We start from the raw sequence: 23,500 nt of genomic DNA, 5'->3' as shown, positions 1-23,500 counted from the left end.
CGCCGATGTTCACAAATCATCCAATTTGTGATTCGATTCGAAGCTCCACAGCAGCGAACTGCGTGTCCAGTAGCGGAAAAGGCGATTTTCGAGAATCGTGAGTCAGATCAGTCGGTTGCTCGATTCGGCAACGCAAACTTCGGACTAGCTGATCCAGTGCGGTCGTGGGCACCCTGCCCTTCGATTTGAGTGCCACGCAGCTCACGCGGCGAGCGCCACCAGCGGCTGAAGCCGGTCCGCGATCCGCTGAAGTACGCTGGCGTTGCTGCTCATCAGCGAAAGATAACTGAGCGAGTGCTCGTAATAGATGCCGATCTTCTCGTCGCCGAATCGAAGCAGGCCTTCGACATCATCCTCCGAGGCCAGATAGCCCGGCAATTCGATCGAGGTCGGTGCTTCCTTAGCTAACACCGCCGCAATATCGGTCAGCATTTTCCGAAACGGGGTCGAATGGTCGAAGGCATTGCCTGTCCATAGGACAAGCTCCCATCCTCTCTTGCGATGAGGTTCGATGCACGGTCTGGAATAGACCTTGATCGTGGCGCAACGTTCAGGGCGACGCGGTTCAATCATGACGCGGATCATATCACGACCCCCGGTCTGCGCTTTGGCAGCCTGCAAAACCGGTACAAAACCGGTCACCGGGATGGTTCAAAAGCGCCGCAAAATGAGGCGAACTTCTGAAGCCGGACGCTAGTACCGCCAATCTGAAGTCCCTGCACCATAAGCGGCGGATTCGATCGGGGACTTCAGATCGATAAAGCGGTACTAGAATCAATAAGTTTGTGAGTAGCCCAAAGTGTAGCTGTCAAAGGTTCCAGCAAACAAGCCAGTTAAACAAATTTTATAATAGATACAATAGCTTATGTTTGATTTTGCGCTACGGGAGAGTCATCATGGCTGGGTGGAAGGAGGACTTCCTATGGCCGACCACCTCAAGCTGCCACGCGCGCTATCCCGGGAGCCGGACGCCCCGAAGCCGTTGCGTCCGAGCGACCAGAAAATCATCGAAAATCTGGAGCGCTGGGCCAGTAGCAGCGAGCTTCAACCGCCGAAATTGCCGGACATCGAGGCGGACTGAGACGATTCTTGGCTTAAGGAGCGGCTTCGCAGCGGGTGCGTGCCGCTCGCCTCTTGCGAGATTGGGCGCTAGTGTCGCGGCCAGCTTTAACTTTGCTCCGAATCGACCAGAGGCCTCGAATTTATGACCGTACGCCAGCATCGCGGCGACCTGCCCGATCTCACCCGCTATACCGACGCCGTGGCGATCGATACCGAGACCATGGGGCTCAATCCGCATCGCGACCGCCTTTGCGTCGTGCAGTTGTCCAACGGCGATGGCAGCGCGGACGTGGTGCAGATCCCGAAAGATCACGGCAAGGACGCGAATGATGCGCCGAATCTGAAGGCGCTTCTCGCCAACCCCAAGATCACGAAGATTTTTCATTTCGCCCGCTTCGATCTTGCCTCGCTCTACAACGCGTTCGGCGTCATGCCCGAGCCGGTCTACTGCACCAAGATCGCCTCCCGCCTTTCGCGCACCTATACCGACCGCCATGGCCTGAAAGATCTGGTGCGCGAGGTGCTCAACGTCGAACTTTCGAAGCAGCAGCAATCGAGCGATTGGGGCGCGTCGGCTCTCAGCGAAGCGCAGCTTGCCTACGCCGCTTCCGACGTCCTGCATCTGCATGCGCTGCGTGAACGTCTTGACGAGATGCTGGCGCGCGAAAGCCGCCTCGACCTGGCGCGGGCCTGTTTCGCTTTTCTGCCGACGCGGGCCAGGCTCGATCTGCAAGGCTGGGAAGCCGAGGACATTTTCGCGCATTCGTGAGCAGCACATCGCGCCGCCGGATGATCTGGTAATAAGATTCTAGTGTGAGTGTGAGCGGTCGACGTTTGCTGCCGTTTTGCTGGACGTTTGCTTAGCAATTGCTTGATCAAATGAACGGCTTCTCGCCCCTTTTCCGACACACTAGTGTCCCGGTTCTGACATTCGTATGATACCGAGACGGGCAGTTTTACGAATGTCAGAACCAAAGGGACACTAGGAAATATTGGTTTTCTAGTGTGGCTTTGGCCCTGACGTTCCTTTGAAGAGGTCGCTGTAAGACTGAACGGAACGTCAGGGCGCCACACTAGGTGAAAAGGAGTGTGTCGGACCCGGTACCGTCAGGATAAAATGGCTGGGCTCTCGCGAACGTCGGAATACTAGTGCCGCCTATTTGAAGTTCCTGCACCACAAGCGGCGAATTCGACCCAGGAACTTCAAATAGAAAAGCGGCACTAGAATCAGTAGGTTTTCTAGTGCCCATGACTTTCCGAAGTTCGTGTTAGTGGGTGCTGCGATGGAGCACGAACTTCGGAAAGTGGGCACTAGGATCTCGTGAATTCGGTTCAGAACTCCGCCTACCAGGATGCCATGGAGGTGCGCTTTGCGATGGCGGCGCGCCACAGCCGGATGGTGCGCGTCTTGCGGGTCGCGGTTCCTGCTGCCGTGATTCTGTCGCTCGCCACCATCGTCGTGGTGTCGGTCTACAACCCGTTCCGGATGTTGTTGCCCAAGTTGCCGGTCGACATGAGCAACCTCGTCATCTCGGGCACCAAGGTCACGATGGAATCGCCACATTTGGCGGGCTATTCGCAGGACCAGCGTCCCTACGAGGTCTGGGCCAATACCGCCGTCCAGGACGTGACCGACCCGGATCACGTCGATCTGCACACGCTGCGGGGCAAGATGCTGATGGAAGATCAATCAACCGTCACGCTGGAGGCGGTCAACGGACGGATGGACACCAAGCAGCAACTGCTTAACCTGCACAAGGACATCTATGTCCAGACCACCAACGGATATGAAGCGTGGCTCAGCCAGGCCTTCGTCGACATGAATAAGAACACGGTGACATCGGACGAGCATGTCGATGTCAAATGGGCCGACGGAAAGATCTCTGCCGACACGATGAAAGTGCTAGGCGGTGGTGAAACCGTTCGCTTCGACGGTCATGTGGTGATGAACATCGACAAGTTGCCGCCCTCTGCCGACGCCCCGCCGCCGGAGCCACTGCAGCCGGCGGCGCGCCCTGCGAAAGCGCGGTCCGCCGCCAAATCCTCCAACGCCAAGTGATGCGATGACGCTGTTCCGCACGAGTTTTCTCAAGGGCCGCTTTGCAGCTGGCTTCGCCTGCGCGGTTTTTGCATTCGCGATGGCTCCCGGCGAGGCGGCATCGCAAAGCACGGTGACCGGCGTGCCCAACGCCATGCAGGGCTTTTCGCAAAATCGCGATCAGCCGATCCAGATCGAATCGGTTTCGCTCGAGATGCGCGACAAGAAAAAGGAGGCGACCTTCACCGGCAACGTGAAGGTGGTTCAGGGCGACACCACCATGACCTCGAAGGTCCTGGTCGTCTATTACGAATCCAGCAATCAGAACGCGCAGCCGGCAATGCCGGCCAACGCCAGGACGTCCGGCAAATCGGCCTCCGCTGCTGGCAAATCGGCGCCCGCGCAATCCGCGCCGATGCAGTCCTCAACGCCGGGTCCGGGCGGCGCATCGTCGATCAGGCGGCTTGAGGCGAAGGGCGATGTCATCGTGACGCAAAAGGATCAGATTGTGACCGGCGAAAGCGCGGTGTTCGACACCAAGACCAACCTGATCACGATGATGGGTGGGGCGAGCGGCGTGGTGCTGACCCAGGGCAAAAACGTGCTGACGGGGGACCGCTTGCTGGTCGACATGACCACTGGTGTCTCGCGCGTCGAATCGGACACTGGCCGGGTCAAGGGCCTGTTTCAATCGTCCGGCCAGAATGGCAACGGGCCGGCGCTGCCGGGCGGGCAACCTTCGCCGCCCCAGCCGGGCGCGCCGCAATCCCTGGCCCCAAATAAACCAAGGTAGTCTCAATAGCTTGAAAAAAGGGCGACGAGCGCGCGGTTGAAGGGGGCGGCCCGAGCCTGTATCTAGTGCTCCGATTCCGAAGTTCGTATCATATTGCGACTCCACGTTTACGAACTTCGGAATCAAAGGAGCACTAGCCAATTATATGATTCTAGTGCGGTTTAGAATTTGAAGTTCCTATGATGAGGTTACCGCGAAACTGATAGGAACTTCAAATTCACCGCACTAGCTTCGCGGGGTCACGCGCTTCGAAAACGGCGGTCGGTCCGCTGGGCAAGGGGTATCCGTTGATTCACGCCGGGCGGGCGAATCATCGCCAGCGGAACTTGTGAGAGGGTTCGGACGAAGCGGGGATGGTGGATTTACTCGGCATGTTCCGGCGGCGTCCCGCAAAACGCGGCAAGGTGGGCTTTGCGCGCTCGCGCGAAGATATCACCGCGCTAGGCGACCGGATGGGCGACATGCTGACAAACCCCGTGCGCGACGCGCCACCGCTCGCCCGCACCGCGCCCTCGCCAGTGCTCGAATTGCCGCGGGTCGAAAATCCATCCCCGCCTCCGCGCCCGGCTCCCCCCAAACCGGCAGCGCCCAGACCCGCGCCCAGGACCAACGGAGCGGCCGCGCCACGGCAGGCACCTCGCGCCGGCTATTTGGCTGTGCATAGCGTGGAAAAGAGCTTCGGTACCCGCAAGGTCGTGCGTGGGGTCAGCATCTATGTCCGGCGTGGCGAGGCCGTCGGCCTGCTCGGGCCAAACGGCGCAGGCAAGACCACGGTCTTCTACATGATCACCGGCTTGATCAAGGCCGACCGCGGCGCCATCGAGCTCGATGGCCACGACGTTACCAAGCTGCCGATGTATCAGCGCGCCCGGCTCGGCATCGGTTATCTGCCGCAGGAAGCCTCGATCTTTCGCGGCCTCTCCGTGGAGCAGAATATCCGCGCGGTGCTCGAAGTCGTCGAACCCTCGCGCAAAAAGCGCGAGGCTGAGCTCGATTCGCTGCTCGACGAATTCAACATCACGCGGCTGCGAAAGACGCCGTCGATCGCGCTGTCGGGCGGCGAACGGCGGCGCGTTGAAATCGCGCGCGCGCTGGCGACCCGCCCGAACTACATGCTGCTCGACGAACCGTTCGCGGGCATCGACCCGATTGCGGTCGGCGACATTCAGGATCTTGTCCGTCACCTCACCAATCGCGGCATCGGCGTCTTGATTACCGACCACAATGTCCGCGAAACGCTCGGGCTGACCGATCGCGCCTATATCGTCTATGCCGGCGAGATCCTGACCGAAGGCAGCCCTGACGAGATCGTCAGCGATCCCGATGTCCGCCGGCTCTATCTCGGCGAGGAATTCCGGCTCTGACCACCCCTATTAACCGGCCTTAAACCGCCGGTGCCATCGGTCTTTTTTCCGTGGAGTCAAGCCGTGTACATCGGCTGGCGACTAGTTTAAGCAAGAATCGGACCAAGTTCTTCCGAATCGGCTCTCGCGCCGGCCATTTGAAGTTCCTGCACCACAAGCGGCAAATGCAATCCAGGAACTTCACATGGAAAAGCGGCACTAGAACCGTAAATTTGCTAGTGCCCGTGACTTTCCGAAGTTCGTGAAAGGTGGGTGCCGAGGCGGAGCACGAACTTCGGAAAGTGGGCACTTGCCGCCATGGCACTGACGCAGAGACTAGAATTCCGCCAGTCGCAGTCGCTGGTGATGACGCCGCAGTTGATGCAGGCGATCAAGCTGCTTCAGCTGTCGAATCTCGACCTTTCCGCCTTCGTCGAGGACGAATTGGAGCGAAATCCGCTTTTGGAGCGGGAAAGCGACGGTCCGGAGCCGCCCGTTGCCGGGGAGCCGGTGGCAGGCGCGGCCGAGGCGGCGGATGGCGGCTTTGATGACGAGTTTTCCGCCGCCTCGTCCGATTCCACCGCCGAAGGCTTCGAGCCGGTCCAGGAGGACTGGATGAATCGCGATCTCGGCAACCGGACCGAGATCGAACAAACCCTCGATACGCCGCTCGACAATGTGTTTGCGGAAGAACCGGCGGAGGTCGCCGCGCGCAACGCGCAGGACTCCGCACCTACCACCTATACCGAATGGGGCGGCGGCGCTTCCAACGACGACAGCTACAATCTCGAGGCCTTCGCGGCAGCCGAGGTGACGCTGGCCGGTCATCTCGCCGAACAACTGGCGGTAGCCTTCACCGCGCCGGCGCAGCGCATGATCGGCCAGTATCTGATCGATCTGGTCGATGAAGCCGGCTATCTGCCAGCGGATCTCGCAGGAGCAGCCGAGCGGCTCGGCGCAACGGACGCGGACGTCGCGGCGGTGCTCGCCGTGCTGCAGAAATTCGACCCGCCTGGCATCTGTGCGCGCTCCCTGAGCGAGTGCCTCGCAATCCAGCTGCGCGAACTCGACCGCTACGACCCGGCGATGCGGGCGCTGGTTGAAAATCTCGAACTGCTGGCCAAGCGCGATATCGCGGCCTTGCGCAAACTGTGCGGCGTCGACGATGAAGATATCACCGACATGATCGGTGAAATCCGCCGGCTCGATCCGAAACCCGGCCTGAAGTTCGGCGCGTCGCGTGCGCAGACCGTGGTGCCGGACGTCTATGTCAGATCCGGCCCCGACGGCGGCTGGCTGATCGAACTCAACAGCGAGACGCTGCCGCGCGTCCTGGTCAACCAGAGCTATTACAGCGAACTGTCGAAGACGATCCGCAAGGACGGCGACAAATCCTATTTCAGCGATTGCCTGCAAAACGCGACGTGGCTCGTGCGCGCGCTGGACCAGCGCGCCCGCACCATCCTGAAGGTTGCGACCGAAATCGTCCGCCAGCAGGACGGCTTCTTCACGCGCGGCGTGGCGCATTTGAGGCCGCTCAACCTGAAAGCGGTGGCGGACGCGATCCAGATGCATGAATCGACGGTCTCGCGCGTCACCGCCAACAAATACATGGCGACCAATCGCGGCATTTTCGAACTGAAGTATTTCTTCACCGCGTCGATCGCGTCCGCCGACGGCGGCGAAGCGCATTCGGCGGAAGCGGTGCGTCACCACATCAAGCAGCTGATCGAAGCTGAAGACCCTGCGCAGATCCTCTCCGACGACACGATCGTGGAACGATTGCGCGCAACCGGCATTGATATTGCCCGCCGTACCGTCGCCAAGTACCGCGAGGCGATGCGGATTCCATCGTCGGTGCAGCGGCGTCGCGACAAACAAGGTATGCTCGGCAATGCCCTGTCCGCTCCTCCCTCATCTGCCGACCGATCCCGCGACCCTCAGCCCGCCTGATTGCGTCCTGCGGGAATCGGAATAGTGTTTGGGTACGCCTAACGATTGGGGCACACCATGAGTCTCCGGATCTCTGGAAAAAGTATTTCCATCGGCGAGGCCTTGCGCGGACGTCTCTCCGATCGCACCGACGAGGTGTTGCGCAAATATTTCGACGGCAATTATTCGGGCCACATCACGCTGAGCAAGGACGGCTCGGGCTTCCGCACCGATTGCGCGCTGCATCTTGATTCCGGCATCACGCTGGAAGCCGATTCGAATGCGGCCGACGCCTATGCCAGCGCCGACCAGGCGCTGCTGATGATCGAGAAGCGCTTGCGCCGCTACAAGAGCCGGCTGAAGGACCGCTCGGCCCGCAAGGCGCACGCGGCCTCGGAAGCGCTGGCGACCCTCGATGCGCCGAGTTACGTGATCGAGGCACCCGGGGAGAGCGACGAAGAGGTCGCCGGCTATAGTCCGGTCATCATCGCGGAAGCGACGACGTCCCTTAAGCGGCTGTCAGTGTCGGAAGCGGTCATGGAACTCGATCTGACCGGCGCGGCTTGTCTGGTGTTCCAGCACGGTTCCTCCGGCCGGGTGAACATCATCTACCGTCGGGCGGACGGCCATGTCGGCTGGATCGACCCTCCTGCGGTGAAGTCGGGGGACTGAGGTGGCGAATCCACGCGCGCGGGCGATCAGGGGGAAAACCGTTTTACGAAAAATCATGGTAAAACAGCAAACTAACGCTTCATGCCGATTCGGCCCCAACCTCTTCTGTGGGAAAATCGGCATTGACGAGTAGAGGGACCGTCCCTATGTTCCGCGCCCTTAACGATGCGGGGTGGCGGTATCTTTACGGGTGTTGGCACCGCTCTTGTGTTGGAGTAGAAGCCCACCCAATTAGGACCGAGGTGGTGGGCGGCCGCCTTCACCATCTCACTCGCCTGCCGGCGTCCATTCGCAACCTGACGGTCGCTTTACCGCGCAATTTACCTCGGAACGTTCCATGACGATTACCGATCTGGTCGCACCCGAGGCGATTCTCCCCGCATTGAAGGTCAACAGCAAGAAGCAGGCGCTGCAGGAACTGGCAGCGCGCGCCGCGGAGCTGACGGGACAGAACGAGCGCTCGGTTTTCGAAGTGCTGTTGCAGCGTGAGAAGCTCGGCACCACGGCGGTCGGATACGGCGTCGCAATCCCGCACGGCAAGCTGCCCAAGCTGGAAAAAATCTTCGGCCTGTTCGCGCGGCTGGAGCGCCCGATCGATTTCGAGGCGATGGATGGTCAGCCGGTCGATCTGGTTTTTCTGTTGCTGGCGCCGGAAGGCGCGGGCGCCGATCACCTGAAGGCCCTGGCGCGTATTGCGCGGCTGTTGCGCGACCTGGATGTCGCAAAGAAGCTGCGCGCCTCGCGCGAGGCCCAGGCCATCTATTCAGTGCTGGCCCTGCCGCCGGCCAGCGCGGCGTAATCCTTCTCGTCCAATCCGGTTCAACCCGCTGCCGTTGCCCGGCTTGACCGGGCAACCCAGTATTCCAGAAACCGTAGCGCGTTAAGCCGATGAGCCGCGGCGTACTGGATCGCCCGCCATGCCTCCGGGCTACACACTTTCGCGGGCGATGACGGCGGGGTCTTGCCTTTGGAAATGAAAACGGCGAACCGCCTCCCATGAGAGGCAAGCCCGCCGTTGTTTGAATTCGTTTTGCTGCGCGTGCGTCAGTGGACGCTGACGGCCTGCAATTCGTTGCTCCAGGCATTTGCGACTGCGGCTTCGCGGCTGTCGGTCAGCATGATCGGCGTGCCGTCGGCGGCGTGAAGCGCAAACAGTTTCAGTCCCGGCTCGATCTCAGGCGCCTCCGGAAACAGGCCCGGCACGTCTTCGGAGCGGATCTGTTTCACATAGGCGATGTGGCCCTCGCCGAGGCTAGCCAGCGTCTCCAGGGAGACGCGAGGTTCTAAAGCGACATTACCTTCAGTCATGGTCTCGACTCCTTCTCAAGTCCAAGCGGTCGAGTCCGCTACTCGTTCCATTATTCGTGTTCATTGATAGCTATTGTCTTAACGACCCTTTCCGGCTCGGGCCGGGCCAGATCGACCGACAACAGCCCGTTTTTCAAATCCGCGCCCAGCACATGCATCCCCTCCGCCAGCACGAAGGTGCGCTGGAAGTGGCGCGCGGCGATGCCGCGATGAATGTATTGCCGGGCCTTTTCCTCCTGCTGGCGTCCGCGAATGACGAGCTGATTTTCCTCAATGGTTACATCAAGTTGGTCGCGGGTAAATCCGGCGACCGCGAGCGTGATGCGTAGCCGCTCGGGCTGCCCATTGGCGCGGTCGCAACGCTCGATGTTGTAGGGAGGATAGCCGTCAGCGCCTTTGACGACACGATCGAGCACACGCTCGATTTCGTCAAATCCCAGCAGAAACGGACTCGATAACGAGGGAACACGAGACATAGTTCACAAAGTCCTCTCGAAGCGACTTTGAAGTTTTCGGGGCCCTTGCGGCACCCCTTAACGACCTGAAGGTGGATTCACCCTCCGGCCAAACCAATATGGGCATCATCCGGGGCTGTTCAAGCACCCCTTGAAGGCAGCCAGAAGCTTTCCCCAAAGGCCTTTTCAAAGCGTTACGCAAAGTGCGGCCAATCGTTAGCGGCGGCGTTGAGTAGAGATCACGCCATTGGCCAACAAGCCCTCGATCTCCGGCTTCGAGTAGCCGAATTCGGCGAGCACCTCGGCGGTGTGCTGGCCGAATTTGGGCGGGAGGCTGCGCAGGCTCGCCTTGCTGCGTGACATGCGGATCGGCGAGGCCACCCCCTTGTACCAGTCCTTCTCGATGACATCGCCGCGATGGGCGACGTGGGCGCTGGTCAATGCTTGGTCAATCGACTGCACCGGACCTGCGGGGAGACCTGCGGCGAGCAGGCGATCGCAGAGCGGCTCGGCATCGTACTGGCTGAAGACGGCGGCGAGTTCCTCGCGCAACGCCTCGCGATTGGCGACACGGTCGCGGTTGCGGGCAAAGCGCGGATCGGAGGCGAGTTCTCCCTTGCCGATCTCCTTGGCTAGTTTGCGGAAGGTGCCGTCATTGCCGACGCCGATAAAGATGTTGTCGGTGCGCGTCGGGAAGATCGCATACGGCACGAGATTCGGATGCTCGTTGCCGGTGAGCGCGGGCGGCTTGCCGTGCATGAAATAATTCGCGTTGTGCGGATGCATGACCGATAGGCCGGTCTCGAACAGCGTGGTTTCGAGAAACTGTCCCTGGCCGGAGCGCTGCCGCTCTGACAACGCCATCAGGATGCCGATCGCCGCATAGAGCCCGGTCGTGATGTCGACCACGGGAACCCCGATCCGCGTCGGGCCTGATTGCGGCGAGCCGGTCGCCATGATCATGCCGGTCATCGCCTGGATGATCGCGTCGTAGCCGGGATTGCCGCCGCGCGGCCCGTCGGCGCCGAAACCGGAAATCCGGCAATGAACGAGCCGTGGAAATTTCGCGCGCAAGACGTCGTTGCCGATGCCCCATTTGTCGAGCGTGCCCGGCTTGAAATTCTCGATCAGAACGTCGGCGCTCCCGAGCAGCTTCATCAGCACGGCGCGGCCGCCTTCGGAAGCGAGGTCGAGGCCGATCGAACGCTTGTTGCGGTTGATGCCGACGAAATACGCCGCGTCTTCGCCGTGGAACGGCGGACCCCAATCGCGCACTTCGTCACCGGCCGGCGGCTCGACCTTGATGACGTTGGCGCCGTGGTCGGCGAGAATCTGCGTGCAATAGGGGCCGCCGAGCACGCGCGTGAGGTCGATCACGCGCAGGCCCGTCATCGCGCCCGAATTCGTCTCAGTCATCGAAAACCCTTGGCTCAAATCCGTGGTGGGAAGATCTGAGAGCTATCGGGCTTCCGAGGCTGCATCAAATGCTTTTCCAGCAGAGCGCCCCACCACTCATGGCGGAGCGCTCTGCGGGAATGAGATCAGACAACCGTCAGGCGAACGTCGACGTTGTTGCGCGTGGCGTTGGAGTACGGGCACACCTGATGCGCCTTGGCGACCAGGGTTTCCGCGTCCGCGCGCGGCACGCCCGGCAGCGAAACCTCAAGCGCGACCTCAAGGCCAAACCCGCCCTCGGAACGCGGTCCGATGCCGACCGTCGAGGTCACGGACGCGTCCGCCGGAACCTTCGCCCCGCCTTGCGAAGCGACGAATTTCATTGCGCCGATGAAGCAGGCGGCATAGCCCGCGGCGAAAAGCTGTTCGGGATTGTTGCCGGCGCCACCGCCGCCGCCGAGTTCCTTCGGCGTGGTGAGTTTGACGTCGAGCGCGCCATCGAGCGTCGCAGCATGGCCGTCGCGGCCGCCGGTGGCCTTGGCCTTTGTCTTGTAGAGCACATTCACGGACATCGGGCTTCTCCTCTGTTGGTTGGCTTAGCGCCTATCTGTATTGCAAACAACTAGATTGTGTGAAATGTAAATAACATGACCTCACACTTAATTGTCCGCAATTGAATACGTCGCTCGCCTAGTGTCCCGATTCCGAAGTTCGTCGCATTTTGCGGGGCCACGTTTCGAACTTCGGAATCGAAAGGACACTAGTAAACCTATTTTAATCTAGTGCGGCTTTGGTCCAGAAGTCCGCATGACGAGCCCGCGATAGCAATGATGCGGACTTCTGGACCGCCGCGCACTAGCCCACAATGACCGGGAATCGTGACAGGGAATAACGAAAATGGCGCGAAAACCGCTGGTCTCCGACCAATTACTACGGCTCGACAACCAGATTTGCTTCGCCGTCTATTCCGCATCCCACGCCTTCAACCGCGTCTACAAGCCGCTGCTCGACCGCCTCGGCCTGACCTATCCGCAATACCTCGTCATGTTGGTGCTGTGGGAGCGTGCCGGCGTGCCGGTCAAGGAGATCGGCGAGCGGCTGCATCTTGATTCCGGTACGCTGACGCCGCTGCTCAAGCGGCTGGAACAGGCGGGGCTCGTCAAGCGCGCCCGATCGACCGAGGACGAGCGGCAGGTGCTGATCGGTCTGACCGCGCAAGGGAGCGGGCTGAAGGACAAGGCGCGCGCCGTGCCGCCGTCGATCCTCGCGGCCGCGCAATGCTCGGTCGCGGAACTGACGGCGGTGAAGAACGAAATCGTCGCGCTGCGTGACCGGCTCAATGCGATGGTTGGGGAGTAGGGGCCGGTGTTGGCGTCAGAAGCGCTTTCTGGCGAAGGCGCGGCCGGAGTGGGATTTGAGATACTTTTCAAAAGCCAGCGCTTTGTACTTGTCCGGGAATGCGCAGTACCAAACCAACTTCCAAGGCTTGAATTTTGCGGTGTGCGCCGATTTCCCAGCGTTATGTTCGGGCAACCTGCGCTTCAGGTCGGAAGTCGCGCCAACGTATTCTTGCTCGGGAAAACTGGCGCTGCGGATGATGTAGACATACCATATCGCCTTTGATCGCCCGTCTTCGCCCTGCGGGCTACGCCGGGCACCACGCTCCGCCCTTCGGGCATCTTGTGGCTGCGCCGTGCGATGCACGGGGCTGCACTACAACGCAAACACAATAACGTGGATAGAAAAGGAGTCGAGTACCACCGGCCCGCCTTCGCCCTGCGGGCTACGCCGGGCACCACGCTCCGCCCTTCGGGCATCTTGTGGCTGCGCCACGCGAAGCCCGAAGGGCGGAGCGTGGTGGAGCCAGGCGGGATCGAACCGCCGACCTCTTGCATGCCATGCAAGCGCTCTCCCAGCTGAGCTATGGCCCCGTAATTTCAGCCTTTAGCGCGATCCTTTCCGGATCATGCTCTCCGCGCGCCTTGGGCGACGCGCGTCGCATTTCACTCGACCCTGATCACAGATCAGGGTCGATCTCAAGTCTCCTCGTCGCCGCTGACGTCGCCAATGATGTCGGTGACGTCCTCGTCGCCTTCTTCGTCGTCGGCGATGAAGGTGGAGTCGTCGTCATCGTCGTCTTCGATCGTCTCGTCGACCTCGATGTCGTCTTCCGATTCAGGCACCACGGCCTTGACCTTGCCGGTGTTCTCCTCGGCATCAGCCTCCTCGAGCGACACCGTCTCTTCGGCCTCTACGGGCCCGGGCGTCGTCTCGGCGGCAGCAGCAGCGGCGCGCGCATCACTTCGTGTCGCCCGGGCCGGCGCGACTGGCGCAATCGGCACGACCTCGCCGGTATACGGCGATATCACCGGGTTCTTGTTGAGGTCGTAAAATTTCTTGCCCGTCGTCGGGCAAATGCGTTTGGTTCCGAGATCGGATTTGGCCACGTGCGGAATCCTGGGAATCTTTCGAAAAGCGGTGCTTCACTTGGCTAGTTGGCGCGCCGCTGTCAATAGTGCTTTACGGAAGATCACGGCGGAAGCCTGCGCTGAGACCAAAGGACATAATCTTGACCCATTCGGATCGCGCCGCCGATCGAAAAACCCCCCTGGAAGCCCGCTCCAGCGGTCCTTTGGCCGGAAAAGTCCGCGTTCCCGGCGACAAATCGATCTCGCACCGCTCCCTGATTCTGGGTGCGCTGGCGGTCGGAGAAACCCGAATATCGGGCCTCCTGGAAGGCGAAGACGTCCTCAATACCGCTAAATCGATGCGCACCCTTGGGGCCCGGGTCGAACGATCAGGCGATTTCGCCTGGAAGGTCACAGGGGTGGGTGTTACCGGCTTCGCCGAGCCGGACAAGCCGCTCGATTTCGGCAATTCCGGCACTGGCTGCCGGCTGGTGATGGGCGCGGTTGCGGGCTGCCCGATCACGGCGGTGTTCGACGGCGACGCCTCGCTGCGGTCCCGGCCGATGCGGCGAGTGCTCGATCCCCTCGAACTGATGGGAGCGCGGGTGACGAAGGGCAGCGACGGCGGCCGGCTGCCGCTGAGCCTCGCCGGGGCGCGTGACCCGCTACCGATCACCTATCGGACCCCGGTGGCGTCCGCGCAGATCAAATCGGCGGTGCTGCTCGCGGGGCTTGCCGCGCCGGGTGTGACCACCGTGATCGAAAACGAAGCCAGCCGCGACCATACCGAACTGATGCTGCGGCATTTCGGAGCGGAAATTGCCTCGACGCCGGAAGGCGCGCATGGCCGAAAAATTGCGCTGACCGGCCAGCCTGAATTGCACGGTGAGAAAGTCGTCGTGCCCGCCGATCCGTCGTCGGCGGCCTTTCCCATCGTCGCGGCGCTGATCGTCGAAGGGTCCGATCTCGTTTTCTCCGACGTCATGACCAATCCGCTGCGCACCGGGCTGTTCACGACCTTGCGCGAGATGGGCGCATCGATCGAAGAGCGCGATGTCCGCACCGATGCCGGCGAACCGATGGCGGAATTGCGCGTGCGCGGCTCGCGGCTGCGGGGCGTCGAGGTCCCGCCCGAACGCGCACCCTCGATGATCGACGAATATCTGGTGCTGGCGGTCGCCGCAGGCTTTGCCGAGGGCACCACCATCATGCGGGGCTTGAGCGAATTGCGGGTCAAGGAATCCGACCGGCTCGCCGCGACCGCCGACATGCTGCGCGTCAACGGCATCAAGGTCGAGATCTCAGGCGACGACCTGATCGTGGAAGGCAAGGGCCATGTGCCCGGCGGCGGTCTCGTTGCCACCCACATGGATCACCGGATCGCGATGTCTGCACTGGTGATGGGGCTCGCCTCCGACAAGCCGATCAAGGTCGACGATACCGCCTTCATCGCCACCAGCTTTCCGGATTTTATTACGATGATGCGTTCGCTCGGGGCGGAGTTGATTTAGCCTTGCGCCTATAGCCAGAACGGGGATCAGCAATTATATTGGCGGTCGAGCAGCGATTTAAAGGATTGTACGCCGTGGTCAACGTGTTAGTTGCCAAAATTGCCTCTCGCAAACGTCGAGAGCGGAACGGATCGGTTGTCGAGAAGCGCAAGCGTTCTGCCGATGGCCGGTTTGTACAATTTTTTACCATCGACGGTAACAGCACGACGCTCAATGACGATTTGACTCATGTGTTCATGAGAAATATCGAGCACGTTCGTCGTGAAAACCAGAAGCTTTTCGGCTCGGTCAATGGGCCGCGAAAAAAGTGATGCTCCGACATTCTGGATAATCGCGGGGCCCAATGGGTCGGGCAAAAGCAGTCTTTACGGGTCCAATCGCGACAATATCTACGGCAACACGAGCATTCTCGACTTCTTTCGTTCTTTCTGGATCATAAATCCGGACCTGCTGGCGTCGCGGATTCGGTCCAACGAAAAGCTCGGGCAACGAACGGCAAATCTTGAAGCGGTCAAGCGGATCGAGGCATGGCTGGATGCATCGATCAAAGCTCATCAATCAGTTGGTGTGGAAACGGTCCTTTCGACCGATAAATATCGAAGACTTGTCAAGGCAGCCAAAAAACGGGGCTTTGAAGTCAGGCTTGTCTACGTAATCTTACAGACGCCAGAACTTAACGTTGATCGAGTACGTCTGCGCGTCAAGAAAGGTGGCCATCCCGTCCCTGTCGGCAAAATAAGGGAGCGCTGGACGAGGTCGTTAAGACAATTGCCCTGGTTTTTGAATCAAGCGGACGCGGCCCTCATATTTGACAATTCTTCCGACCTGCGACTTGTGGGCCGGAAGGAACATGGGACGACTCAATTCGACCCCGAAACTCCCGACGTTCTTAAGCGCGCGCTGCCAGGGTTTCCTTGGCGGGGGCCAATTAAAAAGAAAAAGCGATGATCATCGCCATCGATGGACCCGCGGCGTCGGGCAAGGGCACGCTCGCCAGGCGGCTGGCGGCCCATTACGGGCTTCGCCACCTCGATACCGGCCTGATCTACCGCGCGATCGCCTATGCGCTGATCAGCAAGGGCGTGGCACTTGGCGATGAGGCCGCCGCGGTCAACGCAGCCCAGGGGCTCGATCCCGCAAGTTTTGACAACCCCGCGCTGAAATCGCACCAGGTTGGCACGGCGGCCTCGGTGGTTTCCGCCATCCCCAACGTGCGGGCAGCGCTGGTCGAGTTCCAGCGCCAGTTCGCATCCAAACTGCCGGGCGCCGTACTCGATGGGCGGGATATCGGCACGGTGATCTGTCCCAACGCGGATGTGAAGATTTTCGTGGTCGCCGACCCCAGGGTAAGGGCCCACCGGCGCACGCTCGAGGCCCACGGCCGCGGCGAGCAGGCCGACGAGGCCGCCATCCTGGCCGATATCCTGGCGCGCGACGAACGCGACCAGAACCGCACCGTTGCGCCTCTAAAGCCGGCCAGCGATGCTTACTTGCTTGATAATTCCCATTTGGATATAGAAGGCGGCGTCCGGGCCGCCATCGACATTGTCGAGGCCGTCCGAGCGGGCCGGCGTGAGGTTTGAGCCTCTGCCGTCATTGGAGGAAAGCCCGCTCCTAGCCTAGCGAAGTCGGTATCTCGAACAGAATATTCGAGAGCATTCGAACCCGGACAAATTCAACGCATTGAACGTGCAGGCCAACAGCCGGCCCGCCGTCGCAGCTTTTGCGAGGCGGTTGTCAGAGTTTGCGGAACCCTGACCCTGTTCGTCCGATTGCGCCCTTCAACCCGACCGGCCGGCACTTTATCCGCATCTGGAGAACAAATGGCTTCGACTGCTGCTTCTTATAATCCCACCCGCGACGATTTCGCCGCCATGCTCGATGAGTCCTTTGCTGGCGGACACCTTCAGGAAAGCTCTGTCATCAAGGGCAAGGTGGTTGCGATCGAGAAGGACATGGCCGTCATCGACGTCGGCCTGAAGACCGAAGGCCGCGTGGCGCTGCGCGAATTCGCCGGGCCCGGCCGCGAAAGCGAGCTCAAGGTCGGCGACGAGGTCGAGGTGTTTCTCGACCGCATCGAGAATGCACTTGGCGAAGCCGTGCTGTCGCGCGACAAGGCGCGCCGCGAGGAGAGCTGGGGCAAGCTCGAGAAGGCCTTCAACAACAACGAGAAGGTTCACGGCGTCATCTTCAACCAGGTCAAGGGCGGCTTCACGGTCGACCTCGACGGCGCGGTCGCCTTCCTGCCGCGCTCGCAGGTCGATATCCGACCGATCCGCGACGTCGCTCCGCTGATGAACAACTCGCAGCCGTTCCAGATCCTCAAGATGGATCGCCGCCGCGGCAACATCGTGGTGTCGCGCCGCACGGTTCTGGAAGAGACCCGCGCCGAACAGCGTCAGGAGCTGGTCCAGAACCTCGAAGAGGGTCAGGTGATCGACGGCGTCGTCAAGAACATCACCGATTACGGTGCGTTCGTTGACCTCGGCGGGATCGACGGCCTGCTGCACGTCACCGATATCGCCTGGCGCCGCGTCAACCATCCGACCGAGGTGCTGACCATCGGCCAGACGGTGAAGGTCAAGATCATCAAGATCAACCACGAGACCCACCGTATCTCGCTCGGCATGAAGCAGCTGCTCGACGATCCGTGGCAGGGCATCGAGGCGAAGTATCCGCTCAATGCGCGCTTTACCGGCCGCGTCACCAACATCACCGACTACGGTGCGTTCGTGGAACTCGAACCGGGTATCGAAGGCCTGATCCACGTCTCCGAGATGTCGTGGACCAAGAAAAACATGCATCCCGGCAAGATCGTCTCCACCTCGCAGGAAGTCGAGGTGCAGGTGCTTGAAGTCGATTCCGTCAAGCGCCGGATTTCGCTCGGTCTCAAGCAGACCATGCGTAATCCCTGGGAAGTGTTCGTCGAGAAGTTCCCCGTTGGTTCGACGGTCGAAGGCGAGGTCAAGAACAAGACCGAGTTCGGCCTGTTCCTCGGGCTCGAGGGCGACGTCGACGGCATGGTCCATCTCTCCGACCTCGACTGGAAGCAGCCGGGCGAGCAGGTGATCGACAACTTCAAGAAGGGCGACATGGTCAAGGCCGTGGTGCTCGACGTCGATGTCGAGAAGGAGCGCATCTCGCTCGGCATCAAGCAGCTCGAGGGCGACCCCTTTGCCGAGCCGGGCGACGTCAAGAAGGGCGCCGTCGTGACCTGTGAAGTGCTCGACGTGAAGGAAGGCGGCATCGACGTAAAGATCGTCGGCACCGACTTCGCCACCTTCATCAAACGCTCCGAATTGGCGCGTGACCGCAACGACCAGCGGGCCGATCGTTTCGCCGTCGGCGAGAAGGTCGATGCGCGGGTGATCCAGTTCGACAAGAAGGCCCGCAAGGTGCAGGTCTCGATCAAGGCGCTGGAAGTTGCCGAAGAAAAGGAAGCCATCGCTCAGTATGGTTCCTCCGATTCGGGTGCGACGCTCGGCGACATTCTCGGCACCGCGCTCAAGCAGCGGACCGACAAGTAAGCCTTTCGGCTTTCTGCCTTACGGACGAAGGCCCCGGTTTCGACCGGGGCTTTTTTGTTTCTACTGCCGTCCCGGACAAGAGAGTGAAACGAGCGTGATCCGGGACCCATAATCACCGATCTCCGTCATTGACGTCACTGTGGTCCAGCGAGCTCTTGCCGCGGACATCGGTGGTTGTGGGGCCCGGCTTTTCGCGGGGACGACAACACGTCTTGTTTTCTTCAAATTGCATCGCAATTGATGTAATCAGGGCACGGAATTTTAGGGGTATGCGGCAAAGACGGCATGCCCCGTGCAATGCATGCTTTCGGGAGAGATTTCGATGTCGCTGGACTCCGATGTCATCGTCGATCGCCGCAGGATCCGGCGTAAGCTGACGTTCTGGCGCGTCGCAGCAGTGTTGATTGCGATTGCGGCCATCGTCGCCATCGGGCTCGTCGCTGCGCCCGGCCGGACTGGCCTGACGTCTGCCGGCTCGATTGCCCGCATCAACATCGAAGGCCTGATCCGCAGCGATCAGGAGCGGGTCGAGGCGCTCGAGCGGCTCGAGAAGTCGAAGGTCGCCGCCGTCATCGTGCACATCAATTCGCCCGGCGGCACCACGGCCGGTTCCGAGCAGCTCTATGATTCGTTGACGCGACTGAAGGCCAAGAAGCCGCTGGTCGTCGTGGTCGAAGGGCTGGCCGCTTCGGGCGGCTACATCACCGCAATCGCGGCCGATCACATCGTCGCCCAGCAGAGCTCGCTGGTCGGCTCGATCGGCGTGCTGTTTCAGTTCCCGAATTTTTCGGAGCTGTTGAAGACCATCGGCGTCAAGGTCGAGGAAGTAAAGTCGACGCCGCTCAAGGCAGCGCCCAATGGCTTTGAACCGACCAGTCCCGAGGCGCGCGCAGCGCTGGATGCGTTGGTGAAGGATTCCTATGCCTGGTTTCGCGGCCTCGTGAAACAACGCCGCGGCATGGACGACGCGCAGCTGGAGAAGGTTTCCGACGGACGCGTCTTCACCGGCCGTCAGGCGATCGATCTCAAATTGATCGATCAGCTCGGCGACGAAAAAGCCGCGATCGCCTGGCTGGTCGCGCAAAAAGGCGTGAAGGCGGACCTGCCGGTGAACGACTACAAGCTCGCGCCGCGCTTTGGCGACCTGACTTTCCTGCGCACGGCAGCCTCCATTACGCTCGATGCGCTGGGTTTGAGCGCGGTTGCGCGGCAGATCGAGCAGACCGGGATGACCCAGGCCGCCGACCGTCTTGGGCTCGACGGCATGCTCGCCCTGTGGCACCCGGCAGGGGCGAATTGAACGGGATGGAGGGTTTCCGCACCGCCGTTCCCGGTGTGCGCGCGCTGCCACAATACCCCGCCGGGCGGTTTGTCACGTCATTTCGCTCCCGCCTAATCGCATTTAGCGTCTTGACAGTTCAACGCATTTTCACGGAAATGCAGGTCCGAATGCTCCCGGGTCCACGTCTCGATGATCAAATCTGAACTCGTCCAGCGTATCGCCGAGCACAACCCGCACCTTTACCAGCGGGATGTCGAGAACATTGTGAACGCGATTCTCGACGAGATCGTCGCGGCCCTGGCGCGCGGCGACCGGGTTGAGCTGCGTGGTTTCGGCGCATTTTCCGTCAAGCACCGCCCGGCGCGGGCGGGGCGCAATCCGCGCACCGGCGCACACGTGCCGGTCGATCAAAAGAGCGTGCCGTTCTTCAAGACCGGCAAGGAAATGCGCGAACGGCTGAACCGCGAAAGCGGAGGAACGGACGCCGGCGCGTAAAGCTGATCCCGTTCTCCCTGCATCCAAAGAGCGAGAGGATCATGCGCAAGTTTCTCAATGCGGTCATCCTGATTCCGCTGGCTGTGATCTTCGTGATCTTCGCCGTGGCCAACCGCCACGACGTCACGGTCTCATTCAATCCCTTCAATTCGCAGGACTCCGCGCTTAGCCTCACGCTGCCACTTTTCGTGGTGATCGTTGCGGTGGCGATTTTGGGGGTGGTGGCGGGCGGTTGCGCCACCTGGCTAGGTCAGCGCCGCTGGCGCCGCGCCGCCCGGCTCTATGAGGCGGATGCGCGCGAGATGCGGTCCCAACTGGCCGATGTGCGCGCCAGCCTGGCCGTCTCCCAGCGGGAGCAGGCCCTGCCGGCCGCCATATCGCAGGGCGGATATCGGCGAGACAAGCAAGGCGCGACGTTGTAGAACGCGCGCCATCGGGAGCCTTGCGGCTCCCTTAACCATTGCCATTGAACGATTACCGTGGAACCATGTCCCTGATCGTCAAAATTTGCGGCCTGTCCACGCGCGAGACGCTCGATGTCGCGCTGGATTCCGGCGCGGACATGGTCGGCTTTGTGTTCTTTCCGCCGTCGCCGCGGCATCTCGGCTTCGATGTGGCGCGCGATCTCGGCCAGGCCGTCAAGCGGCGCGCGGCCAAGGTGGCGCTCACGGTCGATGCGGACGATGCGACGCTCGCCGGCATCGTGGAGGCCTTGCAGCCCGATTTGCTGCAGCTCCACGGCCACGAGAGCGTTGCGCGGCTCGCGGATGTCAAGCGGAAGTTCGGCCTGCCGGTCATGAAAGCGCTTCCGGTCGAGACCTCGGCGGATCTTGCGATCCTCTCGGAATATCGGGATGGCGCCGATCGCATCCTGTTCGACGCAAGGCCGCCGCGCGAAGCTACGCGCCCCGGCGGCCTCGGCGCAGTGTTCGACTGGCATGTGCTGGAGAACATCGATCTCGCTTTGCCGTTCATGGTCTCCGGCGGCCTCCACGCCGGCAATGTTGCGGAGGCCGTCCGCATCACGCGCGCCGGCGGCGTGGATGTGTCCTCCGGCGTCGAACGCGCTTCCGGCGTCAAGGACGGCGAGATGATCCGCGCCTTTATTCGCGCCGCGCGCGCAACCGAAGAACTGATGGTTCGATGAATAACAAGCCACCCCCCAATTCCTTTCGAAGCGGTCCCGACGAGCGCGGGCATTTCGGCATTTTCGGCGGCAGGTTTGTCGCGGAAACGCTGATGCCGCTGATCCTCGATCTGGAAAAAGCCTACACGGACGCCAAGGCCGATCCGGCGTTCCACGCCGAGATGAGCGGGCACTTGCGCGACTATGTGGGTCGGCCGTCGCCGCTTTATTTTGCCGAGCGGCTTACCGAACACCTCGGCGGCGCGAAGATCTATTTCAAGCGTGAGGAGCTCAATCACACCGGCTCCCACAAGGTCAACAACGTGCTCGGCCAGATCATGGTGGCGCGGCGCATGGGCAAGAAGCGCATCATCGCCGAGACCGGCGCCGGCCAGCACGGCGTTGCCACCGCTACATTGTGCGCGCGCTTCGGGCTTGAGTGTTTCGTCTATATGGGCGCGGTCGACGTCGAGCGGCAGCAGCCGAACGTGATTCGGATGGAGATGCTGGGCGCCAAAGTGATCCCGGTGCAGTCGGGCACGCGCACGCTGAAGGACGCGATGAACGAGGCGCTGCGCGATTGGGTCACCAACGTGCACAACACCTTCTATTGCATCGGCACGGTGGCGGGCCCGCATCCCTATCCGATGATGGTGCGCGACTTCCAGTCGATCATCGGCGAGGAAACCCGCAAGCAGATGCAGGAAGCGGAAGGCCGCTTGCCGGATTCGCTCATCGCCTGCATCGGCGGCGGCTCCAATGCGATGGGCCTGTTCCATCCGTTCCTCGACGACCCCTCCGTGGAAATCTTCGGCGTCGAAGCCGCCGGTCATGGCCTGACGCAGCTGCACGCAGCTTCGATCGCCGGCGGCCGGCCCGGCGTGCTGCACGGCAACCGCACGTATCTGTTGATGGATGACGACGGCCAGATCCAGGACGCGCATTCGATTTCGGCCGGCCTCGATTATCCCGGCATCGGCCCGGAACATTCCTGGCTGCATGAAATCGGCCGGGTCAAATATCTGTCGGCGACCGACGAGGAGGCATTGGCCGCGTTCCAACTCCTGTCGCGGCTGGAGGGCATCATTCCCGCGCTCGAACCGGCGCATGCCATCGCCAAGATCATGGAGCTCGCGCCGAAGCGGCCGAAAGATCATCTGATGGTCGTCAACCTCTCCGGCCGCGGCGACAAGGATGTGCCGCAGGTCGGCGATATCTTGCGGGGAAAGAAGAAGTGACCTCCCGTATCGATGCGCGGTTTGCGCAACTCAAGAAAGAAGGCCGCTCGGCGTTCGTGACCTATCTGATGGCGGGCGATCCCGATCCGTCAACCTCCCTTGAGGTCGTCAAGTCGCTGCCGAAGGCGGGCGCCGACATCATCGAACTCGGCATGCCCTTCACCGATCCGATGGCCGATGGTCCGTCGATCCAGGCGGCCGGATTGCGCGCGCTCAAGGCCGGCATGACGCTGAAGAAGACGCTGGCGATGGTGCGCGATTTCCGCAAGGACGACGACGTCACACCGCTGGTGCTGATGGGCTACTACAACCCGATCTATATTTACGGCGTCGACAAGTTCCTCAACGACGCAAAGTCCGCCGGCCTCGACGGCTTGATCGTGGTCGATCTCCCGCCTGAAGAGGATTCCGAACTGTGCGTGCCGGCGCTGAAGGCGGGGTTGAACTTCATCCGCCTCGCAACGCCCACCACCGATGACAAGCGCCTGCCGGCCGTGCTCGCCAATACGTCGGGCTTCGTCTACTACGTCTCGGTCACTGGCATCACCGGCAGTGCCAGTGCCGACTCAAAGGTCGTCGGCGAGGCGGTGACGCGCATCAAGCGTCACACGGCTTTGCCAGTCTGCGTCGGCTTCGGCATCCGCACGCCGGAAGCGGCCCGCGCCATCGCGGCGAGCGCGGACGGCGCTGCAGTCGGTACCGCGCTTGTCGAGGCCTTGCGCGGAAGTCTTGATTCGGAAGGTAAGGCCACCGCCAAGACAGTCACGGCCGTGGCCGAACTGACGGCCGCGCTGGCCGGCGGCATCCGCGCCGCAAAATAGCTCATAATTTTTCGTAGCGCGGCGTACAGCGTTGCCTTGCCGGGTCTTTCCGGGGAGGCCATATATATTCAGACCCATGAAGGCAGTTCGGAGC

General features: G+C 61.5%; 27 protein-coding genes and 1 tRNA gene. 20 read left to right on the top strand and 8 right to left on the bottom strand.

Features of this window, described 5'->3' with window-relative positions; genetic code table 11:
• Nucleotides 1–201: 201 nt before the first annotated feature.
• The gene (locus M6D32_RS23935; RefSeq protein ID WP_298260948.1) at nt 202–432 is read right to left on the bottom strand and encodes a hypothetical protein; all 231 of its coding nucleotides are present in this window, start codon (nt 430–432) and stop codon (nt 202–204) included.
• Nucleotides 433–922: 490 nt separating this feature from the next.
• On the opposite strand from M6D32_RS23935, the gene M6D32_RS23930 reads away from it, so the two are divergent.
• The 8 genes from M6D32_RS23930 to ptsN all read left to right on the top strand — a co-directional run bounded on the left by M6D32_RS23930 (nt 923) and on the right by ptsN (nt 8,639).
• The gene (locus M6D32_RS23930) at nt 923–1,081 is read left to right on the top strand and encodes a hypothetical protein (RefSeq protein WP_298260946.1); all 159 of its coding nucleotides are present in this window, start codon (nt 923–925) and stop codon (nt 1,079–1,081) included.
• 123 nt (nt 1,082–1,204) lie between these two features.
• Nucleotides 1,205–1,831 carry a ribonuclease D gene (locus M6D32_RS23925; protein WP_298260944.1) on the top strand — a complete coding sequence of 209 codons (627 nt, stop codon included), beginning with the start codon at nt 1,205–1,207 and terminating at the stop codon, nt 1,829–1,831.
• A gap of 552 nt (nt 1,832–2,383) precedes the next feature.
• Nucleotides 2,384–3,121, top strand: coding sequence for an LPS export ABC transporter periplasmic protein LptC (gene lptC / locus M6D32_RS23920; protein ID WP_298260942.1), 738 nt, complete (start codon nt 2,384–2,386; stop codon nt 3,119–3,121).
• 79 nt (nt 3,122–3,200) lie between these two features.
• Nucleotides 3,201–3,893, top strand: a complete 693-nt coding sequence (locus M6D32_RS23915; RefSeq protein ID WP_298260960.1) for an LptA/OstA family protein — start codon at nt 3,201–3,203, stop codon at nt 3,891–3,893.
• A gap of 353 nt (nt 3,894–4,246) precedes the next feature.
• Nucleotides 4,247–5,257 (top strand): LPS export ABC transporter ATP-binding protein, encoded by a 1,011-nt coding sequence (gene lptB / locus M6D32_RS23910; RefSeq protein ID WP_298260940.1) that lies wholly within the window; start codon nt 4,247–4,249, stop codon nt 5,255–5,257.
• 297 nt (nt 5,258–5,554) lie between these two features.
• Nucleotides 5,555–7,189, top strand: a complete 1,635-nt coding sequence (gene rpoN, locus M6D32_RS23905) for an RNA polymerase factor sigma-54 (RefSeq protein WP_298260938.1) — start codon at nt 5,555–5,557, stop codon at nt 7,187–7,189.
• 57 nt (nt 7,190–7,246) lie between these two features.
• A complete protein-coding gene (gene raiA / locus M6D32_RS23900) occupies nt 7,247–7,840 on the top strand; it encodes a ribosome-associated translation inhibitor RaiA (RefSeq protein ID WP_298260936.1) in 594 nt (197 codons plus the stop codon).
• A 337-nt stretch (nt 7,841–8,177) separates the two neighbouring features.
• Nucleotides 8,178–8,639 (top strand): PTS IIA-like nitrogen regulatory protein PtsN, encoded by a 462-nt coding sequence (ptsN, locus tag M6D32_RS23895; protein WP_298260934.1) that lies wholly within the window; start codon nt 8,178–8,180, stop codon nt 8,637–8,639.
• Nucleotides 8,640–8,884: 245 nt separating this feature from the next.
• Here ptsN and M6D32_RS23890 read toward each other — a convergent pair whose 3' ends face one another.
• The 4 genes from M6D32_RS23890 to M6D32_RS23875 all read right to left on the bottom strand — a co-directional run bounded on the left by M6D32_RS23890 (nt 8,885) and on the right by M6D32_RS23875 (nt 11,570).
• Nucleotides 8,885–9,148 (bottom strand): DUF1150 domain-containing protein, encoded by a 264-nt coding sequence (locus M6D32_RS23890; RefSeq protein ID WP_298260932.1) that lies wholly within the window; start codon nt 9,146–9,148, stop codon nt 8,885–8,887.
• A gap of 50 nt (nt 9,149–9,198) precedes the next feature.
• On the bottom strand, nt 9,199–9,624 hold the full coding sequence (locus M6D32_RS23885) for an Hsp20 family protein (protein WP_298260930.1): 426 nt from the start codon (nt 9,622–9,624) through the stop codon (nt 9,199–9,201).
• A 195-nt stretch (nt 9,625–9,819) separates the two neighbouring features.
• The gene (locus M6D32_RS23880; protein WP_298260928.1) at nt 9,820–11,019 is read right to left on the bottom strand and encodes a CaiB/BaiF CoA-transferase family protein; all 1,200 of its coding nucleotides are present in this window, start codon (nt 11,017–11,019) and stop codon (nt 9,820–9,822) included.
• 125 nt (nt 11,020–11,144) lie between these two features.
• Nucleotides 11,145–11,570 (bottom strand): organic hydroperoxide resistance protein, encoded by a 426-nt coding sequence (locus M6D32_RS23875; protein WP_298260926.1) that lies wholly within the window; start codon nt 11,568–11,570, stop codon nt 11,145–11,147.
• Nucleotides 11,571–11,895: 325 nt separating this feature from the next.
• Between M6D32_RS23875 and M6D32_RS23870 the strand changes: the two genes are divergently transcribed.
• Nucleotides 11,896–12,357, top strand: a complete 462-nt coding sequence (locus M6D32_RS23870) for a MarR family transcriptional regulator (RefSeq protein ID WP_298260924.1) — start codon at nt 11,896–11,898, stop codon at nt 12,355–12,357.
• A gap of 15 nt (nt 12,358–12,372) precedes the next feature.
• Here M6D32_RS23870 and M6D32_RS23865 read toward each other — a convergent pair whose 3' ends face one another.
• The 3 genes from M6D32_RS23865 to M6D32_RS23855 form a co-directional block, all read right to left on the bottom strand.
• Nucleotides 12,373–12,612 carry a GIY-YIG nuclease family protein gene (locus tag M6D32_RS23865; RefSeq protein WP_298260958.1) on the bottom strand — a complete coding sequence of 80 codons (240 nt, stop codon included), beginning with the start codon at nt 12,610–12,612 and terminating at the stop codon, nt 12,373–12,375.
• Between the two features lie 241 nt (nt 12,613–12,853).
• Nucleotides 12,854–12,929, bottom strand: a tRNA-Ala gene (locus tag M6D32_RS23860).
• A 105-nt stretch (nt 12,930–13,034) separates the two neighbouring features.
• On the bottom strand, nt 13,035–13,445 hold the full coding sequence (locus M6D32_RS23855) for a TIGR02300 family protein (protein ID WP_298260922.1): 411 nt from the start codon (nt 13,443–13,445) through the stop codon (nt 13,035–13,037).
• Between the two features lie 122 nt (nt 13,446–13,567).
• Between M6D32_RS23855 and aroA the strand changes: the two genes are divergently transcribed.
• From aroA to trpA, 11 genes are all read left to right on the top strand, one after another.
• The gene (aroA, locus tag M6D32_RS23850; protein ID WP_298260920.1) at nt 13,568–14,917 is read left to right on the top strand and encodes a 3-phosphoshikimate 1-carboxyvinyltransferase; all 1,350 of its coding nucleotides are present in this window, start codon (nt 13,568–13,570) and stop codon (nt 14,915–14,917) included.
• Nucleotides 14,918–14,955: 38 nt separating this feature from the next.
• Nucleotides 14,956–15,228, top strand: coding sequence for a hypothetical protein (locus tag M6D32_RS23845; protein ID WP_298260918.1), 273 nt, complete (start codon nt 14,956–14,958; stop codon nt 15,226–15,228).
• Nucleotides 15,209–15,865 (top strand): zeta toxin family protein, encoded by a 657-nt coding sequence (locus M6D32_RS23840; RefSeq protein ID WP_298260916.1) that lies wholly within the window; start codon nt 15,209–15,211, stop codon nt 15,863–15,865. The genes M6D32_RS23845 and M6D32_RS23840 overlap by 20 nt, the downstream gene beginning before the upstream one ends.
• Complete coding sequence (gene cmk, locus M6D32_RS23835; protein ID WP_298260914.1) at nt 15,862–16,500, top strand: (d)CMP kinase; 639 nt, start codon at nt 15,862–15,864, stop codon at nt 16,498–16,500. Before M6D32_RS23840 ends, cmk begins: the two co-directional genes overlap by 4 nt.
• A 240-nt stretch (nt 16,501–16,740) precedes the next feature.
• Nucleotides 16,741–18,444 (top strand): 30S ribosomal protein S1, encoded by a 1,704-nt coding sequence (rpsA, locus tag M6D32_RS23830; protein ID WP_298260912.1) that lies wholly within the window; start codon nt 16,741–16,743, stop codon nt 18,442–18,444.
• Nucleotides 18,445–18,766: 322 nt separating this feature from the next.
• Nucleotides 18,767–19,744, top strand: a complete 978-nt coding sequence (gene sppA, locus M6D32_RS23825) for a signal peptide peptidase SppA (protein WP_298260910.1) — start codon at nt 18,767–18,769, stop codon at nt 19,742–19,744.
• 171 nt (nt 19,745–19,915) lie between these two features.
• Nucleotides 19,916–20,221 carry an integration host factor subunit beta gene (locus tag M6D32_RS23820; protein WP_298260908.1) on the top strand — a complete coding sequence of 102 codons (306 nt, stop codon included), beginning with the start codon at nt 19,916–19,918 and terminating at the stop codon, nt 20,219–20,221.
• A gap of 41 nt (nt 20,222–20,262) precedes the next feature.
• Nucleotides 20,263–20,643, top strand: coding sequence for a LapA family protein (locus tag M6D32_RS23815; RefSeq protein ID WP_298260906.1), 381 nt, complete (start codon nt 20,263–20,265; stop codon nt 20,641–20,643).
• A gap of 65 nt (nt 20,644–20,708) precedes the next feature.
• Nucleotides 20,709–21,368 carry a phosphoribosylanthranilate isomerase gene (locus tag M6D32_RS23810; RefSeq protein WP_298260903.1) on the top strand — a complete coding sequence of 220 codons (660 nt, stop codon included), beginning with the start codon at nt 20,709–20,711 and terminating at the stop codon, nt 21,366–21,368.
• Entirely contained in the window at nt 21,365–22,585 is a 1,221-nt protein-coding gene (gene trpB / locus M6D32_RS23805) for a tryptophan synthase subunit beta (protein ID WP_298260901.1), read from the top strand. The genes M6D32_RS23810 and trpB overlap by 4 nt, the downstream gene beginning before the upstream one ends.
• Nucleotides 22,582–23,406, top strand: coding sequence for a tryptophan synthase subunit alpha (trpA, locus tag M6D32_RS23800; RefSeq protein ID WP_298260899.1), 825 nt, complete (start codon nt 22,582–22,584; stop codon nt 23,404–23,406). The genes trpB and trpA overlap by 4 nt, the downstream gene beginning before the upstream one ends.
• Nucleotides 23,407–23,500 lie beyond the last annotated feature (94 nt).

The organism is Bradyrhizobium sp. (assembly GCF_027307225.1).
Taxonomy (GTDB): domain Bacteria; phylum Pseudomonadota; class Alphaproteobacteria; order Rhizobiales; family Xanthobacteraceae; genus Bradyrhizobium.
Note: the sequence above shows the minus strand (reverse complement) of the source record. Positions and strands in the feature narration are given on the sequence as shown.

Excerpts from the sequence above, each read along its gene's own strand:
- rpoN (WP_298260938.1), top strand. The coding sequence starts at position 5,555 with ATGGCACTGACGCAGAGACTAGAATTCCGCCAGTCGCAGTCGCTGGTG.
- M6D32_RS23810 (WP_298260903.1), top strand. The coding sequence starts at position 20,709 with ATGTCCCTGATCGTCAAAATTTGCGGCCTGTCCACGCGCGAGACGCTC.
- M6D32_RS23820 (WP_298260908.1), top strand. The coding sequence starts at position 19,916 with ATGATCAAATCTGAACTCGTCCAGCGTATCGCCGAGCACAACCCGCAC.
- M6D32_RS23870 (WP_298260924.1), top strand. The coding sequence starts at position 11,896 with ATGGCGCGAAAACCGCTGGTCTCCGACCAATTACTACGGCTCGACAAC.
- ptsN (WP_298260934.1), top strand. The coding sequence starts at position 8,178 with ATGACGATTACCGATCTGGTCGCACCCGAGGCGATTCTCCCCGCATTG.
- cmk (WP_298260914.1), top strand. The coding sequence starts at position 15,862 with ATGATCATCGCCATCGATGGACCCGCGGCGTCGGGCAAGGGCACGCTC.
- rpsA (WP_298260912.1), top strand. The coding sequence starts at position 16,741 with ATGGCTTCGACTGCTGCTTCTTATAATCCCACCCGCGACGATTTCGCC.
- M6D32_RS23930 (WP_298260946.1), top strand. The coding sequence starts at position 923 with ATGGCCGACCACCTCAAGCTGCCACGCGCGCTATCCCGGGAGCCGGAC.
- M6D32_RS23915 (WP_298260960.1), top strand. The coding sequence starts at position 3,201 with ATGGCTCCCGGCGAGGCGGCATCGCAAAGCACGGTGACCGGCGTGCCC.
- M6D32_RS23935 (WP_298260948.1), bottom strand. The coding sequence starts at position 432 with ATGCTGACCGATATTGCGGCGGTGTTAGCTAAGGAAGCACCGACCTCG.
- M6D32_RS23840 (WP_298260916.1), top strand. The coding sequence starts at position 15,209 with ATGGGCCGCGAAAAAAGTGATGCTCCGACATTCTGGATAATCGCGGGG.
- M6D32_RS23875 (WP_298260926.1), bottom strand. The coding sequence starts at position 11,570 with ATGTCCGTGAATGTGCTCTACAAGACAAAGGCCAAGGCCACCGGCGGC.
- M6D32_RS23880 (WP_298260928.1), bottom strand. The coding sequence starts at position 11,019 with ATGACTGAGACGAATTCGGGCGCGATGACGGGCCTGCGCGTGATCGAC.
- raiA (WP_298260936.1), top strand. The coding sequence starts at position 7,247 with ATGAGTCTCCGGATCTCTGGAAAAAGTATTTCCATCGGCGAGGCCTTG.
- M6D32_RS23925 (WP_298260944.1), top strand. The coding sequence starts at position 1,205 with ATGACCGTACGCCAGCATCGCGGCGACCTGCCCGATCTCACCCGCTAT.
- M6D32_RS23885 (WP_298260930.1), bottom strand. The coding sequence starts at position 9,624 with ATGTCTCGTGTTCCCTCGTTATCGAGTCCGTTTCTGCTGGGATTTGAC.
- lptB (WP_298260940.1), top strand. The coding sequence starts at position 4,247 with ATGGTGGATTTACTCGGCATGTTCCGGCGGCGTCCCGCAAAACGCGGC.
- M6D32_RS23815 (WP_298260906.1), top strand. The coding sequence starts at position 20,263 with ATGCGCAAGTTTCTCAATGCGGTCATCCTGATTCCGCTGGCTGTGATC.
- sppA (WP_298260910.1), top strand. The coding sequence starts at position 18,767 with ATGTCGCTGGACTCCGATGTCATCGTCGATCGCCGCAGGATCCGGCGT.
- trpB (WP_298260901.1), top strand. The coding sequence starts at position 21,365 with ATGAATAACAAGCCACCCCCCAATTCCTTTCGAAGCGGTCCCGACGAG.
- M6D32_RS23890 (WP_298260932.1), bottom strand. The coding sequence starts at position 9,148 with ATGACTGAAGGTAATGTCGCTTTAGAACCTCGCGTCTCCCTGGAGACG.